The sequence below is a fragment of the Brevibacillus sp. FSL K6-0770 genome (genome assembly GCF_038000275.1).
In the GTDB taxonomy this organism is placed as follows: Bacteria; Bacillota; Bacilli; order Brevibacillales; family Brevibacillaceae; genus Brevibacillus; species Brevibacillus parabrevis.
Map to the genome: position 1 here is coordinate 2,413,392 of NZ_JBBOBQ010000001.1, position 15,407 is coordinate 2,428,798.

The 15,407-nt window shown below is 52.4% G+C and carries 15 protein-coding genes; all 15 read left to right on the top strand.

Going from position 1 to position 15,407, the window contains the following annotated elements:
- Positions 1-8: 8 nt before the first annotated feature.
- The 15 genes from NST23_RS11825 (at position 9) to NST23_RS11895 (ending at position 15,380) form a co-directional block, all read left to right on the top strand.
- Positions 9-968, top strand: coding sequence for an ABC transporter ATP-binding protein (locus NST23_RS11825; RefSeq protein WP_122965881.1), 960 nt, complete (start codon positions 9-11; stop codon positions 966-968).
- Positions 969-1,146: 178 nt separating this feature from the next.
- Complete coding sequence (locus NST23_RS11830) at positions 1,147-3,219, top strand: methyl-accepting chemotaxis protein (RefSeq protein ID WP_122965882.1); 2,073 nt, start codon at positions 1,147-1,149, stop codon at positions 3,217-3,219.
- Positions 3,220-3,318: 99 nt separating this feature from the next.
- Positions 3,319-4,506 carry a D-alanyl-D-alanine carboxypeptidase family protein gene (locus NST23_RS11835; RefSeq protein WP_122965883.1) on the top strand — a complete coding sequence of 396 codons (1,188 nt, stop codon included), beginning with the start codon at positions 3,319-3,321 and terminating at the stop codon, positions 4,504-4,506.
- Positions 4,507-4,655: 149 nt separating this feature from the next.
- Positions 4,656-5,006 (top strand): anti-sigma F factor antagonist, encoded by a 351-nt coding sequence (gene spoIIAA, locus NST23_RS11840; RefSeq protein WP_063226881.1) that lies wholly within the window; start codon positions 4,656-4,658, stop codon positions 5,004-5,006.
- Between the two features lie 21 nt (positions 5,007-5,027).
- Positions 5,028-5,456 (top strand): anti-sigma F factor, encoded by a 429-nt coding sequence (gene spoIIAB, locus NST23_RS11845; RefSeq protein ID WP_173595994.1) that lies wholly within the window; start codon positions 5,028-5,030, stop codon positions 5,454-5,456.
- Between the two features lie 11 nt (positions 5,457-5,467).
- The gene (gene sigF / locus NST23_RS11850; RefSeq protein ID WP_063226883.1) at positions 5,468-6,223 is read left to right on the top strand and encodes an RNA polymerase sporulation sigma factor SigF; all 756 of its coding nucleotides are present in this window, start codon (positions 5,468-5,470) and stop codon (positions 6,221-6,223) included.
- A 178-nt stretch (positions 6,224-6,401) separates the two neighbouring features.
- Positions 6,402-7,016 (top strand): stage V sporulation protein AA, encoded by a 615-nt coding sequence (locus NST23_RS11855; RefSeq protein ID WP_173598780.1) that lies wholly within the window; start codon positions 6,402-6,404, stop codon positions 7,014-7,016.
- The gene (locus NST23_RS11860; RefSeq protein ID WP_340963714.1) at positions 7,013-7,432 is read left to right on the top strand and encodes a stage V sporulation protein AB; all 420 of its coding nucleotides are present in this window, start codon (positions 7,013-7,015) and stop codon (positions 7,430-7,432) included. Before NST23_RS11855 ends, NST23_RS11860 begins: the two co-directional genes overlap by 4 nt.
- Positions 7,433-7,537: 105 nt before the next feature.
- The gene (spoVAC, locus tag NST23_RS11865) at positions 7,538-8,023 is read left to right on the top strand and encodes a stage V sporulation protein AC (protein WP_122963634.1); all 486 of its coding nucleotides are present in this window, start codon (positions 7,538-7,540) and stop codon (positions 8,021-8,023) included.
- Between the two features lie 16 nt (positions 8,024-8,039).
- Positions 8,040-9,065 (top strand): stage V sporulation protein AD, encoded by a 1,026-nt coding sequence (gene spoVAD, locus NST23_RS11870; RefSeq protein WP_122963633.1) that lies wholly within the window; start codon positions 8,040-8,042, stop codon positions 9,063-9,065.
- Positions 9,065-9,415, top strand: coding sequence for a stage V sporulation protein AE (gene spoVAE / locus NST23_RS11875; RefSeq protein ID WP_063226888.1), 351 nt, complete (start codon positions 9,065-9,067; stop codon positions 9,413-9,415). The genes spoVAD and spoVAE overlap by 1 nt, the downstream gene beginning before the upstream one ends.
- A 31-nt stretch (positions 9,416-9,446) precedes the next feature.
- Positions 9,447-10,061, top strand: a complete 615-nt coding sequence (locus NST23_RS11880) for a stage V sporulation protein AE (RefSeq protein ID WP_217021761.1) — start codon at positions 9,447-9,449, stop codon at positions 10,059-10,061.
- The gene (locus tag NST23_RS11885) at positions 10,015-11,484 is read left to right on the top strand and encodes a spore germination protein (protein WP_122963631.1); all 1,470 of its coding nucleotides are present in this window, start codon (positions 10,015-10,017) and stop codon (positions 11,482-11,484) included. The genes NST23_RS11880 and NST23_RS11885 overlap by 47 nt, the downstream gene beginning before the upstream one ends.
- 174 nt (positions 11,485-11,658) lie before the next feature.
- On the top strand, positions 11,659-12,981 hold the full coding sequence (gene lysA, locus NST23_RS11890) for a diaminopimelate decarboxylase (RefSeq protein ID WP_173598782.1): 1,323 nt from the start codon (positions 11,659-11,661) through the stop codon (positions 12,979-12,981).
- Between the two features lie 131 nt (positions 12,982-13,112).
- Positions 13,113-15,380 carry a GGDEF domain-containing protein gene (locus NST23_RS11895; RefSeq protein WP_173595787.1) on the top strand — a complete coding sequence of 756 codons (2,268 nt, stop codon included), beginning with the start codon at positions 13,113-13,115 and terminating at the stop codon, positions 15,378-15,380.
- The last annotated feature ends 27 nt before the right edge of the window (positions 15,381-15,407 follow it).

A 15,407-nucleotide genomic window follows, 5' to 3' on the forward strand; every position in this document is an offset into this window, starting at 1 on the left:
GGTAAACAGTGGATAACCGCGATACACTCATTGAAGTACGCAACTTGAAAAAGTTCTTTTCCATTGGAGATAATACTCTGAAAGCTGTGAATGATATCTCGTTTGAAATTAAACGGGGAGAAACTCTCGGCGTTGTAGGAGAATCAGGCTGTGGGAAGTCCACCGCGGGTCGTACGATTTTGCGTCTATATGACGCGACTGGCGGGGACGTCCTCTTTGAAGGCAAAAGCATCATGAATTTGAATCATCAGGAAATGAAGGCGATGCGCCGAAACATGCAAATGATTTTCCAAGACCCGTACGCTTCCTTGAACCCGCGTATGACGGTTGGAGACATCATCGGCGAAGCGCTGGACATTCACAATCTGGCATCCGGGCAAAAGCGCAAAGAGCGCATCCAAGAGCTGCTCTCTTTGGTTAGCTTGAACCCTGAGCATATGAACCGTTTTCCACATGAATTTTCCGGTGGTCAGCGTCAGCGGATCGGGATTGCCCGTGCGCTGGCAGTAGAACCGAAATTCATCGTTTGTGACGAGCCGATTTCCGCGCTGGACGTATCCGTTCAGGCGCAGGTTGTCAACTTGCTTGAGCAGCTTCAGGAAAAAATGGGCCTGACATACATGTTCATCGCCCATGACCTGTCGATGGTAAAATACATTTCGGACCGTGTAGCCGTTATGTACCTGGGTAAAATGGTTGAATTGGCTGAAAGTGATGCTTTGTATGAAAAGCCGCTTCATCCGTATACGCAAGCTCTGCTGTCTGCAATTCCGATTCCAGACCCAGAGATCGAGCGCAACCGTGAGCGCATCGTCCTGCAAGGCGACGTGCCAAGCCCAATGAACCCGCCAAGCGGTTGCCATTTCCGCACGCGTTGCCCGAAAGCAATGCCGGAATGCGCTGCTTCTGTGCCAGTATGGAAGGAAGTCGAGCCAGGACACTTCGCTGCTTGTCATTTGTACAACTAGTCCTTTCATGAAGAAAGCGAGCTCTCGGTTGAGTCTGACCGGGACTCGCTTCCCTTTCATAAATGGAGGTTTTACCACTTGGAAAACGGGGTATAAGTACCCTTGATAGCTTTCTCAGGGGTATTTTTTTTCAACACCATTACTGGTAAAATGTAGGGTATGAAAAGGGGGCAGCATCATGAGCCGATTTTTGTCGCCGAAATGGAAAAAGAAAGGGGCTGGATTCTCGCTTTCAGGTAAAGTAAACATCAAGAGCCTGCTCGCAACGGAAAAACTGCGCGGCTCCCTGGCAACAAAGATGATAGTCTTTGGCCTGATTCTTGTACTTATCATTATTGGTTCTTTGCAATACATAGCGCTTTCTTTCTCCAAATCAACTTTGTTCTCCATTACATCCAAGCAAGCAAAAATGTTGGCTGAGCAGCACGCAGCCAGCATGGAAGACTGGATACAGACGATCGTCAAAACGAGCGAATCGACAGCATCCAAGCGCGTGATGATGACAGAGCTGGAGCCGCTGATCATGGAGCAGTTCACGCTCATGCGTCAATCCCATAAGGAAATCTCCAAAATTTACTTAGTAGACAGCAATACCGGGAAATCGCTCTACTCGTTGACCGGGAAAAACGAAATCGACTTCAAGCAAAAGCAGTATTTCCAAAGGGTCATGAGTACCGGGAAAACGGTCATTTCTGACGAGGAAATCGCTGAAGGCATTAATAAAAGTTTTCTTTATATTGCGACACCTGTAGGAGAGAAAAACAGCGACAAGAGCCGCTTGTTTATTGTCGGATTCACGATCGATCAAATGATCCAGAAAATCCCTGAAATCTCCTTCATGCAAAATGGCTACGCTTTTGTTGTTCGCCAGGATGGTCTGGTTGTGGCGCACCAAAACCCGCAAAACAACAACAAGCTTGTTTTGGCGGGACAAGCAGACTACGCAGAAATGCTCGAACTGATGAAGCACGATACAAGCAACAGCTTGTTGTATTCCGATCACGGCAAAGGCTCCTTTGCAGCTTTTGCACCGATTCAACTGTTGAAGTGGAATATCGTCCTGTCGACAGGCAGCGATGAAGTATACGGGGAAGTAAACGGAATGTGGCTGTACTTTGTCCTGTTCAGCCTGCCGATTATCGGCTTGTCTGTATGGGCAATCTGGTGGTTCGCCAAGCGGATTCGCCTCTCGCTGTTTGCGATTGCAAGAGACATGGATCGCATCGGCTCCGGTCACTTCGATGTTCATGTCAAAGTAAACGGCAATGACGAGCTGGCGATGGTCGGCCGCAAAATGAATGAGATGGCTGCCGAGTTGCGCAAGCTGATTGCGCTTGTACAAGGACAAGCAACCCAGTTGAACGTGGCGACTGACGAACTGACGCAGTTTGCCCAGGACAACAAAGGGGCAATCAGCGTCATTACGGATAACATCTCGACGATCGCGCAGCGCGTGTCCACTCAAACCAACGAAGTGCAGGCGACGGCAACGACCGTCTCCGAGATTTCGCAAGGGGTTGAGCAGGTAGCGATTGCAGCGGAGTCGACGTCTATTGCGACGACACGGACGTTTGAGCGTGCCCAGGGCGGTATGCAGCTGGTGGAAAACGTAATCGATACCGTTCGCAAGGCGACAGACGAGGTAGAGCGTACCGCTACGCAGATGCACAGTTTGCGCGAGCGTGCGCGCGAGATTACCAGCATTGTCGAAATGATTACGAGTATCGCATCGCAGACCAATTTGCTGGCGTTGAACGCGGCGATTGAAGCTGCACGCGCTGGCGATGCCGGACGCGGCTTCTCTGTCGTAGCGAGCGAAGTGCGCAAGCTGGCCGAGGAGAGCAGTTCTTTCTCCGAGCGGATTGCGGCGATTGCCCATTCGATTAACGACGAAGCGATGGACATGAGCAAGCACATGGACGAAATCGTCACCATGGTCGGCGGCGGACTGAAGTCTGTCGAGTCTGTGGGTACGACCTTCCAAAACATTGTAGCCGAGATTCAATCGGCTGCCGAGCAGAGCGAATCGATGACGGCAACATCCGAGGAAATGGCTGCGGGCAATCAGGTGGTCACCAACTCGATGCAACGTCTGGCAAGCATGTCGGATGAGATCAGCGATTCGATCTCAGGCGTCGTCGAGACGGTCGACGAACAGCTCAATTCGATTGCACGCATCAATGAAAATGTGGAACAACTGAAAAAGATGGCAGACGACTTGACCGAGAACGTCAGCCGGTTTGTGATCTAAAACGAAACCCTTCTGCGAAATGTGGAAGGGTTTTTTCTTGTGAATATTTTCCTTCCCCCTGGGTGAGAATAAAACCATGAATGGAGGGAAGAGACTGCTATGAAACGGATAGGATACTTGGCTTCTTGCTTCATCATGCTTGTAACCATCTTTTCTCCGATGGGTGCTTTGGCAAAAGAAAAAGCGGCTCCGCAACAAGGGGAGATGAATTTTGCCCCGCATGCCTCGTCTGCCATTATGATCGAAGCAGATACAGGAACGGTTTTGTACGAAAAAAATGCGAATGAAAAAATGCCACCCGCCAGCATCACCAAGGTGATGACGATGCTCTTGATTATGGAGGCGGTGGAGCGGGGAGAGCTTAAATTTACAGATAAGGTCAGGGCCAGCGAACGGGCGGCTTCGATGGGAGGATCGCAAATCTTTTTGCAACCGGGCGAAGAAATGACCGTGGAAGACATGATCAAAGGAATTGCGATCGCTTCCGGAAACGACGCCTCGGTAGCGATGGCTGAGCATCTGGGCGGAACGGAAGAGGGCTTTGTGAACCGCATGAACGAGCGGGCCAAACAACTAGGGATGAAAAACACGCACTTTGTCAACTCCAACGGCTTGCCTGCGGAAAATCACTACTCTTCTGCGGCCGATATCGCGATCATGTCGCGCGAGCTTTTGAAGCACGATGGGATCACGAAGTTTACAGGCACGTACCAGGATTACTTGCGCAAGGATTCGGCAAGTCCTTTCTGGCTGGTCAATACGAATCGGCTTGTCCGCTTTTACGAAGGCGTAGACGGCCTGAAAACAGGCTATACAGGCGAAGCCAAGTATTGTTTGACCGCGACGGCCAAGCGCAACGACATGCGGATCATTGCCGTCGTCATGGGCGAGCCGGATGTCAAAACGCGCAACAACGAAGTTTCGACCATGTTCAATTACGCTTTCACCCATTTTCAGGTGATGCCGATGTACAAAAAAGGCCAGGCGGTTCAATCGCTCACCGTGGACAAAGGGCAAGTGCCACAGATTAATGTGGTCACGCCGCACGCTGTCAGTTTGCTGATGAAAAAAGGAGAATCAGCGGACACGTACACGAAAGAAATCGTCATGAATCCTGCTGTCAACGCTCCGGTTTCCAAAGACCAGGTCGTCGGCCACATTTTTATTCGTACAAAAGACGGCCGCGAAGTGAACAGGATTGATCTGATGCCTGAGCAACAAGTGAATAAGGCAAACATGTGGGAGATTCTCAAGCGGACAACCAAGAGTGTTTTGATCAGCTACTGACACACGACAACAAAGCGCGAAAAGAATCGAGTTGCCTCGAATGCGATGGCGCGGCTGCTCGATTTTTTTGTTCTTTTGTCGCCTGGCAGGAATTGGTTTGTCCGAAGCAGAAAGAGAGGTTTATTCAAGGGAGAAGGAGTGAGTCAGCCATGAGTTTGCGGATTGCGATGGAGACCCGGCAAGACGTGCTGGTGATCCGCCTGCAAGGAGAGCTGGACCATCATACAGCGGAAGAGCTGCGGAGCAAAGTGGATGAACTTTTGCGCACCCCCAACATTCGTCATATCGTGCTGAGCCTGGCTGATTTGGCCTTTATGGACAGCTCCGGTATCGGCGTGATTTTGGGACGCTACAAGCAAATATCTGCCCGTTCGGGTGAAATGTACGTGTGCTCAATCAACCCGACCATTTACCGGATCTTTGAAATGTCTGGCCTGTTCAAGGTAATCAAGTTCCGCGAAAATGAAGCAGATGCACTGCTTGTTCTGGGGGTGGCGTAAGTGAAGGTACAGCGCAATTTTATGTCCGTATCATTTGCTGCAATGAGCCAAAACGAGGCGTTCGCACGAATTGCTGTCGCCTCCTTTATCTCGCAGCTCGATATCACGATGGATGAGCTGGAGGAAATCAAGACGGTCGTATCGGAAGCCGTCACCAATGCGATCATTCACGGCTATGACGAAAATCCGGAAGGGGTCGTACATATTTCTGTGCGGATCGAAGAGGGAGCCATTGATCTGGTCGTGGAAGACAACGGAAAAGGAATTGAGGATGTGGAGCAGGCGATGCAGCCGTTGTATACGACCAAGCCTGAGCTGGAACGTTCGGGTATGGGCTTTACCATTATGGAGAATTTCATGGATTCTTTGGAAGTCGCGACGGCTGTTGGTAAAGGGACAACCGTTCGTTTGACCAAACGCCTGTCGTTTGCCAAAGCCTTGCAAAATTAGGGGTAGTGCCAATGGGTGCCGATATCAAAAATGCGAGTCAACCATTTCTGACCAATGACCAAGTGAAAGAGCTAATCGCCAAAAGCCAGGCTGGAGATACCGATGCGCGTGAGCTTCTTGTGAACAGCAATATCCGGCTGGTCTGGTCCGTCGTCCAGCGTTTTATCAACCGTGGATACGAAGCGGATGATTTGTTTCAAATTGGGTGTATTGGCCTCTTGAAAGCCGTAGATAAATTTGACCTATCCTATGACGTGCGCTTTTCGACGTATGCGGTGCCGATGATTATTGGAGAGATTCAACGGTTCTTGCGTGATGACGGGACAGTCAAGGTAAGTCGATCGCTCAAAGAGACCGCGAACAAGGTACGACGAACAAAGGATGAGCTGTACAAGCAATTTGGCCGTGCACCCACGATCGCGGAGGTAGCCGAAGCCGTGGGGATCACACCGGAGGAAGTCGTGTTTGCCCAGGAGGCGAATCGGGCGCCTTCCTCGATTCATGAGACGGTTTTTGAGAATGACGGAGATCCGATTACACTGATCGACCAGATCGCCGATGAGGGCGTAAACAAGTGGTTTGAAAAAATTGCGCTCAAAGACGCGATCAGTCGGTTGAGCGAGCGTGAGCAGCTCATTGTGTACTTGCGCTACTACAAGGATCAGACCCAATCCGAAGTCGCAGAGCGGCTCGGAATCTCGCAAGTCCAGGTTTCGCGTCTGGAAAAGCGCATTTTGCAAACGATCAAGGATCAGATTGAACACTGATAGCATGAATGAATGTACGTGCGAAAACACTCAAGCCAACGCGCCTGGGTGTTTTTTCATGTATTCATGCGGGCAGTGCGGTGCTTTGCTCTTTCAGCGATACCTTTTCGGGTATGCGTTTTGGCTGCGGGTACATACTACCGGATAAATGAGTAGCTCGTAGCAGGGAGGAGATTTCATGAAAGACGCGCTGTTTCTTCGTCTGAGAAAGCGGTTGGCCGTCAAGCCGGAAGCGATGATTGCCTTGGGCGATATTTGCCAGCTTTTTTGGGACGGGGAACGCGAGGAAGCGTTGAAGCGAATGCCGATTTATCAAGTAAAGCCGACAGACGGGAATTTGATCGTCATCGATATTATGCAAGTGATCCAGCGTGTTCGTTCCGTCTACCCGGAGGTGGAGCTGGAGATTCAAGGCTCGCCGCAAATTATCGTGGAAGTGTTGAATCCGCGCAAAAAAGCAAATCCGGTCCTGGTCGCTCTCGTCTGGGTGCTTTTGTTTATCGGCTCTGGCCTTGCGATCATGAACTTTCACACCGATGTCAGCATGCGCGAGGTGCACGAACGCATTTTTTATTTGATCACAGGAGAGCGAAGCGAGCAGCCGCTCTGGTTGCAAATCCCGTACTCCATCGGGATCGGCATGGGGATGATCCTGTTTTTCAATCACATTTTCCAGAAAAAAATCAACGAAGAACCAAGCCCCCTGGAAGTGGAGCTGTTCATGTACCAGCAAAGCCTCGATCAATACTACATTCAAAACGAGAATAAAGAAAACCAGCGGACGAAGCTATGAGTATATGGGAATGCGGTTTGCTGGTCTTGATTGGACTAGGGGGCGGGCTTGCGGTCGGGAGCGGGCTTGTCGCTTTCATCGCCGTGCTGGACATTATTCCGAGGCTGACGCAACTGACCAATGCTCACCGTCACATCCGCGCTTTCGAATGGGCCTTGGTGATGGGGGCGCTTTTTTTTACGTTGATCGACTTTTTTCATCTCGGTGCTCATTGGCCGAATGTGGTTACGGCTGTTTACGGCCTGTTTGCGGGAATCTTCGTCGGGACATTGGCAGCCGGACTGACGGAAGTGCTGAACGTCTTTCCGATCCTGGCAAAACGGCTCAGCATGGACGGCAGCCTGTTGTTTCTGTTGATGGCAGTCGTGTTTGGCAAAGTGACCGGATCGCTCTTGCAATGGCTGTTGCATCTGTGAATTGGTAAATACCGCTATTCATAGGCAAAGTTTGAAAAAGGAAAGATAGAGGTATGAGACGTCTTACCTCGCAGGAAATATGGACTCACAAAGGAGTGAAAGGGCATGGCAACCAAAACGAAATCGAAGCCGGCTGGATCGTTGCAGATGACGAAGCAGCTATACCAACAGCAGGCTTCCAAATTTCAGCCCAAGCGTAATGTCCTCCTGAACTCGTTGCGGGCGTTTTGGGTAGGAGGTACGATCTGCCTTCTCGGACAGGCCGTACAAAACATGTACATCCATTTCTTCGGCTTTACAGAGAAGACGGCGAGCAATCCGACGGTTGCCACGCTGATCTTTTTATCGGTTTTGCTGACGGGGCTTGGCGTCTATGACAACATCGGCCAGTATGCCGGGGCAGGCTCGGCTGTTCCGGTAACAGGGTTTGCCAACTCCATCGCTTCGGCTGCCATCGAGCATCGCAGCGAAGGACTTGTCCTCGGAGTGGGCGGCAACATGTTCAAGCTGGCAGGCTCGGTCATTGTGTTTGGGGTAGTGGCAGCCTTTGTCGCAGGCATTTTAAAAAGCTTGATCAACATGTTTTTCTAAGACGGGAGGGCTGGCTGTGTCGAGCAATCCACATCTGAAACGGGTGAGCCGCCAAACCTGGCACTTCGACCAGAATGTCCGCTTGCAAAGCTCGGCGGTAGCTGTCGGCCCCAAGGAAGGGGAAGGACCGCTCGCCTCTTTGTTTGACGTCATTCACGACGACATGTACGCCGGGCAGAATACGTGGGAGAACGCCGAGCGGCAGCTGCTGGAGGACGCTGTTTCGGCTGCGCTGAAAAAAGCGGGGATCGCGGGCAGCGAAGTCGATGCCATTTTGGCGGGCGATTTGCTGAATCAAAACATCACGACCAATTTCACTGCCGAAAAGCTGGAGATCCCGCTTCTGGGCATGTACGGGGCGTGCTCGACGTCCATGCTCACTTTGGCTACGGCTGCCGCTCTGGTGAATGCCGGATATGCCAACAGAGCGATTGCCGCTTGCAGCAGCCACAACGCCACAGCCGAGCGCCAATACCGCTATCCGACGGAATACGGCGGACAAAAGCCGCCCACGGCGCAATGGACGGTCACGGGCGCAGGGGCTGGGCTGGTTGGCATCGGAGGGACGGGACCGCGCATCACGTATGCGACGATGGGCAAAGTAGTGGACATGGGAATCAAGGACCCGCTGGATATGGGCTCAGCGATGGCGCCAGCAGCCGTCTCGACTTTTTTGGCTCATTTTCAGGACACGGGCAGAAAGCCGCAAGACTACGATTTGATCGTGACGGGCGATCTCGCATCGGTCGGCTATCCGATCGTAAAAGAGCTGATGCTGGCGGAAGGCTACGACATGGATCAGGTGTACAACGATTGCGGCCTGATGATCTACACGCCCGATCAGGATGTGTTCGCTGGCGGCAGCGGCTGTGCAAGCAGCGCAGTCGTGACCTACAGCCATATTGTGGATCAGCTGAACCGCGGGTTGCTGAAAAAAGTGCTCGTATGCGCGACAGGCGCGCTGTTAAGCCCGGTCAGCACCCAGCAAGGCAATTCGATTCCGTGCATCGCGCACGCGGTCGCGCTCGAAGGAGGACAATGATGGAATATGTGATTGCTTTTGTCGTGGGCGGGCTTGTATGCGTCGTCGGACAGCTTTTGCTCGACGTCGGCAAGCTCACGCCAGCCCATGTCATGAGTACGTTGGTTGTTGCAGGTGTCGTGCTTGATTTTGTTGGCGTTTACGACAAATTCATCGACTTCGCCGGAGCGGGTGCTACGGTGCCGATCACGAGCTTCGGCCATGCGCTGTATCACGGAGCGATCAGCGAGGCGGAACAACATGGCCTGATCGGGGTGACTACCGGCATTTTCGAGGTCACCAGTGCAGGGATATCAGCGGCGATTGCGTTCGGTTTTCTGGCTTCACTCGTCTTCAAACCAAAAGGCTGACGTCTAGGCGAGCAGAGGCGGTGAGCAAACGATGGAGCAAATGCGGCGCAAGGTCATTTTGGTAACAGATGGCGATCATATCGCACAAAAAGCTGTAGAAAGCGTCGCGCGAGAGCTGGGAGGCAGATGCATCTCGCTTTCGGCCGGAAACCCGACTCCTGTAAGGGGCGAACAGGTGGTAGAGCTGATCAAAATGACTCCGCATGATCCGGTCATCGTCATGTTTGATGACAACGGCGATTACGGCAAAGGGCGCGGGGAGCGGGCGATTGAGTACGTCGCTTTGCATCCTGACATTGAAGTAATCGGCGTCATTGCCGTTGCTTCCAATACGAAATGGGTTCATGGAGCGACTGTGGCCTATTCAGTCGACAACCAGGGACAGATCGTAGAAGAAGCGGTGGATAAGGACGGATATGCGGACGAGCAGCTCCAGCATCGCATTTACGGCGATACTGTTGACATTTTGAACACGTTGAAGCTGCCGAATGTCATCGGAATCGGAGACATCGGGAAAATGGACGGCCGTGACAGCTTGCAAAATGGCTGCCCGATCACCAAGAGAGCAGTGCAGTGGATCATGGAAAGGAGCGGCGCCTATGACGACAGTCACAGAGAAAAGACGGCCGATCTCAGAGCGGATTGAGGAAAACAAGGAGTATTTGAACGACAGGCTTGGCGTAGGAAAAAGCTTCGACATCGGAGTTCACGAATTTTTTGTGGGCAATACGAAGCTGCTCATGTACTACATAAACGGTTTTGCCGAGAGTATGCTCGTCTCGCAAATCATGCGCGAAATCAACGACTTGCGCGGCCGGGACATCACAGATAGCCTGTTTGAAACGCTGTTTTACAAATTCATTCCTTTCTACCAGCTTGCCAAGGTCGATACGACAGACGAATTTATGGACAAGCTGCTCGTCGGGCAAGTTGGCCTGATCCTCGATCGCTCGAATCACGCGATCATCATGGATACGAAAATTTTGCCGACGCGTTCCCCGCAAGAGCCAGACACCGAGCGGATCGTGCGCGGGGCGCATGACGGTTTCACGGAGACGCTTGTCATCAACACGGTTTTGACGCGCAGAAGAATCCGCGACGAGCGATTGCGGTTTGAAATCATGCAAGTGGGGGAGCGCACCAAAACGGATGTAGCGGTCGCCTATTTGCAAGATGTGGCGAACCCGCAGCTTGTCGATGAGTTGAAAGAACGGCTGCAAAATATCCAGATCGACGGGATTCCGATGGCGGAAAAGACGATTGAGGAGTTTATTATCGGAAAAACGTTGAATCCGTTTCCGCTCGTTCGCTACACGGAACGGCCAGACGTAGCCGCTGTCCACCTTTTGGAGGGGCACGTCCTGATCTATGTGGATACGTCTCCGAGCGTAATGATTACACCAGCGACTTACTTTCATCACGTTCAGCACGCGGAGGAGTATCGGCAAACCCCTGTGGTCGGTGCCTACTTGCGGTGGGTGCGCTTTTTCGGGATTTTCGCTTCCGTCTTCGTCCTGCCAATCTGGCTGCTCATGGTGATGCACCCATCGATGATTCCGGAGCAGCTTGATTTTATCGGAATGAAGGACAAGGGCAGTATCCCGCTGCTGGTGCAGTTTCTGCTCGCAGAGGTGGGACTTGATCTCATGCGGATGGCGGCGATTCATACGCCTGCGCCGCTGTCAGTGGCCATGGGCCTGTTAGCTGCGATTCTGGTCGGTGACGTTGCGATCAAGGTCGGACTGTTTGCGCCCGAAGTCATTCTCTATCTGGCCGTGGCGGCCATCGGGATGTTTGCGACGCCTAGCTATGAGTTGGGACTGGCGAATCGGCTCGTCCGCATCTTTTTGATTCTGATGGTGGGCTTCTTCTCCACACCTGGCTTGATGATCGGCTTTTTGGCTGTGCTGGTCGGACTCGCTGCGACGCGTTCTCTCAACACGCCGTATTTGTGGCCGTTCATTCCTTTCAACTACAAGGCGATGAAGGATGTGGTCGTCCGGCTTGCCGTTCCTAGCAAAAATAATCGGCCCAGCATCGTTCGCTCCCAAAATTCCTCGCGGCAATAATATTCTGAAAACGGATGCCAACACCCATTGTCAAACGCACAGCCTTGTAGTACATTGAATGGGGAAGCCTTACGATGCTTGTTATGTTTGGCAACTGACGCTTTTTGTCGGTTGCCTTTCTCTATAGGATCTGGGCTATTAGGATCGGCGTGATCAGACTGGGAGGAGCCAAATATGTTTTTACACGGGACAAGTCGAGTAAACGAGCAGGGGCATCTTGAAATCGGGGGCTGTGACACAACAAGTCTGGCGGCTACGTACGGAACACCGCTGTACGTCTATGACGAGGCGCAAATTCGCGCGAAATGCCGCAGCTTTGTGGAGGCGTTCAGCCAGACGGGATTCTCTTTTCAGGTAGCTTACGCAAGCAAAGCTTTCTGTACGATGGCGATGTGCAAGCTGATCGAGGAGGAAGGGCTTTCGCTCGACGTCGTATCGGGCGGGGAGCTGTACACAGCCTTGCAAGCGGGCTTTCCTGCTGACCGCATTCACTTCCACGGCAACAACAAGTCGCTGGACGAAATCAACATGGCGTTGGATGCGAAGATCGGCTGTTTTGTGGTAGACAACTTTTATGAGCTGCACACGCTGGCAGAAGTTGCGAAGGAGCGCGGCGAAAAGGTTGCCGTCCTCTTGCGCGTAACGCCTGGCGTAGAAGCTCATACGCACGAATATATTTCCACCGGGCAAATCGACTCGAAATTCGGCTTCGATGTGCAAAACGGGCAAGCTCTGGAAGCGATCCGCTATGCACACGAGAGCAATCATCTGCACTTATTGGGCGTTCATAGCCATATCGGCTCGCAAATTTTTGAGACAGACGGTTTCCTCGTTGCGGTGAAGCGGTTGACTGAGTTGCTTGGTGACGCAAAAGACAAGCATGGCTTCCTTCCAGAGGTACTGAATGTCGGCGGCGGCTTCGGAATCCGCTACGTAGAGGGCGATACGCCACAGCCAGCCGAGACGTACATCAAGGCGATTACCGATCTCGTGCGCGAGGAGCTGACAGCGCGTGAAATCCCGCTGCCTGAGCTGTGGATCGAGCCGGGCCGCAGCATTGTCGGAGATGCAGGCACCACTTTGTACCGAATCGGTTCGCATAAAGAAATTCCGAATGTGCGCAAATACGTTGCCGTTGACGGCGGAATGACGGACAACTTGCGTCCGGCGCTGTACAACGCGCAATACGAAGCGGCGATTGCCAACAAAATGAACGAGAGTGCTACGGAAGTCGTCTCCATCGCCGGAAAATGCTGTGAGTCTGGCGATATGCTGATCTGGGACGTGAAGCTTCCTCCTGCTGCGGCTGGCGACATTTTGGCCGTAACCAGCACGGGCGCATACGGATATTCCATGTCCAACAACTACAACCGCATCGCTCGTCCTGCTGTTGTGTTCGTCAAAGAGGGAGAAGCCGAGCTGGTAGTAAAACGCGAGACGTACGCAGATGTCGTCGGCCACGATCTTTTGCCGAAACGGGCGCAATTGCAGCGCTAAGCGATCCAAAAAAGCAGACCAAGACCCTTCCGAAAAGCACAGGAAGGGTCTTTATATTTCCTTCATCTGGCATTCACGAAAAATTAAATCTTCCCTGCCATAATGGAGGTGGCGAGGAGGACAGATACAGCATGTTGTCGACTCTCATCAAAAAGTTTCGGCGCTTTCCCTATTTTTCCCTGGATAAGCGTCAATGGATGAAGAACGTCATTCGGCAGGAAATCGAGAAAGGCCGCAACGTCGTCATGTTTTATGTCGATATTGTCAAAATGACGGAAGTGGAGCAGCGCTACGGCGATACGAGCGCCAAACGCGTGCTGCACATTTTTGAAGGAATATTGCCGGGAGTAGCTCGCCAGGCATTCGAAATAAAAGGCAAGATTTTGGCGATTCAGAAGCTGTGGGGCGACGATTTCGCCATTTATGTGTCTTTTGGCGGACAGGTAAGCGATGAAGATTGCCGCATGCTTTCCATCCATTTTCAGGAGCTGGCGGAGCGGCAGCTGAATCGTCAGGTCAGCTTCGTCAACCGGGAAGACTTGCGGGTGCATATCGGCTATGCTACCATCGCGGGTCATGATATCGTCCGGGAAATGTACACGTCGGTGAAACACGCCGTCCATATGGCGAAGTACGGGATTACATCGGAAAAGTACACGCACATGACCCAATTTCACAAGCTGCTTGCGGAAGAAAATGTGAACATGCATTTTATGCCGATCATTCACCTGCCAGACGGCCAGGCGTTAGGGTGGGAGGCGCTTGCTCGCGGCCCGCAAAACAGTCCGTTTGCGACACCCGCGACATTGTTCAGCTATGCGGAGGAGACGGATACCGTGTTTCGGCTGGAGCATATTTGCCGCAAGCGAGCATTGGAACAGCTGCGCTATTTAAATCCGAATGAAAAGTTGTTCATTAACCTTGATCCAAGGGCGATAGACGATCCCTTTTTGCTGAGGGGAAAGGTTCAGAGCTTGCTCGCCAATTACGGCCTGAACCCGCATAACATCGTCTTTGAAATAACGGAGCGTCACGCGATTACGAACTACGCGGTGTTTCGCAAAATTATCGAAGAGTACCGGAAAAAAGGCTATTTGATCGCCGTCGATGATGCAGGTGCGGGCTATTCCAGCCTGGAATCGATTACGGAGATTTACCCCGATTTCATCAAACTGGACATGTCGCTCATCCGCAATATCGATGTCGACCCGATCAAGCAGGCGCTGCTGGAAACGTTCGTCTCATTCGCCGAGAAGGTCAATTGCAAGATTATTGCGGAAGGCATCGAGACGGAGCGCGAGCTGGAGACGCTGATGGACGTAGGGGTGGTCTACGGCCAAGGCTACTATTTGGGCAAGCCGGACAAAGGGATGGCGCAAGTATCGGGTCAGGCGATGAACTTTTTGCGCTATATGCAGGAGAAGCAAAGAGACGGTGCGAAAGAGACGATCATCGTCGCACCAGACATGACGGAGATTTTGGCCAAGACGATTTGCGTGGAAAAGCACGTCAGGGTGCGGCGCGTCCATGAAATTTTCGAGCAAAACCAGCGAATTGAAAGCGTAGTCGTCCTGGAAGAGGGCAGACCGATCGGGTTGGTCATGCGCTTTTCGCTCTATCAAATTCTTGGCGGCCAGTACGGCATCGCCCTCTATTACGAGCGGCCTGTTTCCCACATCATGAACACGAACCCGCTGAAGGCCAGCAAAAACGACCGGCTGGACGAGGTAGCGAAACGAGCCATGGCGCGCGACGCCTATCATCTCTATGACGTCGTGATCATCGTCGGGGAGCAGAACGAGTATTTGGGCATTGTGACCGTGCAAAATTTGCTCGACAAGATGGCTTCGATCAAGCTGGAGATGGCCAGTTCCGCCAATCCGCTGACAGGGCTTCCAGGCAACGTGCAAATCGAGCGCGAACTGAACGGGCGGATCAAGCAGCGAGAGGCGCAGATGGTGATTTACTGCGATCTCGACCGCTTCAAATGGTTTAATGACCGCTACGGCTTTGAAGTGGGCGATCAAATCATCGTGCGGACGGCGAATTTGCTTCGGGATGCCTCCCGGCGCTTTGGAAGCGGCAATGACTTCATCGGGCATATCGGCGGCGACGACTTTATCCTCATCACCGCGGCAGATCATGTGGATGCGCTTGTCACGTATTTGATTGACTCGTTTTCCTCCTATTTTACGGACATCTACGAAAAATGCCGGATGGGAGACGATGTGCAATTGTCGATGTCCATGGCAGGCGTGGACTTGGGGCCAGGCATGTTTACGAGCGCGGAAGCCGTGGCGCGCCGGGCGGCCGATGTGAAAAAGTGGGCGAAATCGTATCCGGGAACGGTGTTTGTTCGCGACCGCGAGAGGGAAGAGCAGGCGAGTGTGGAGGTATAAATTGGACGGCAACCATGACGCGTGGTA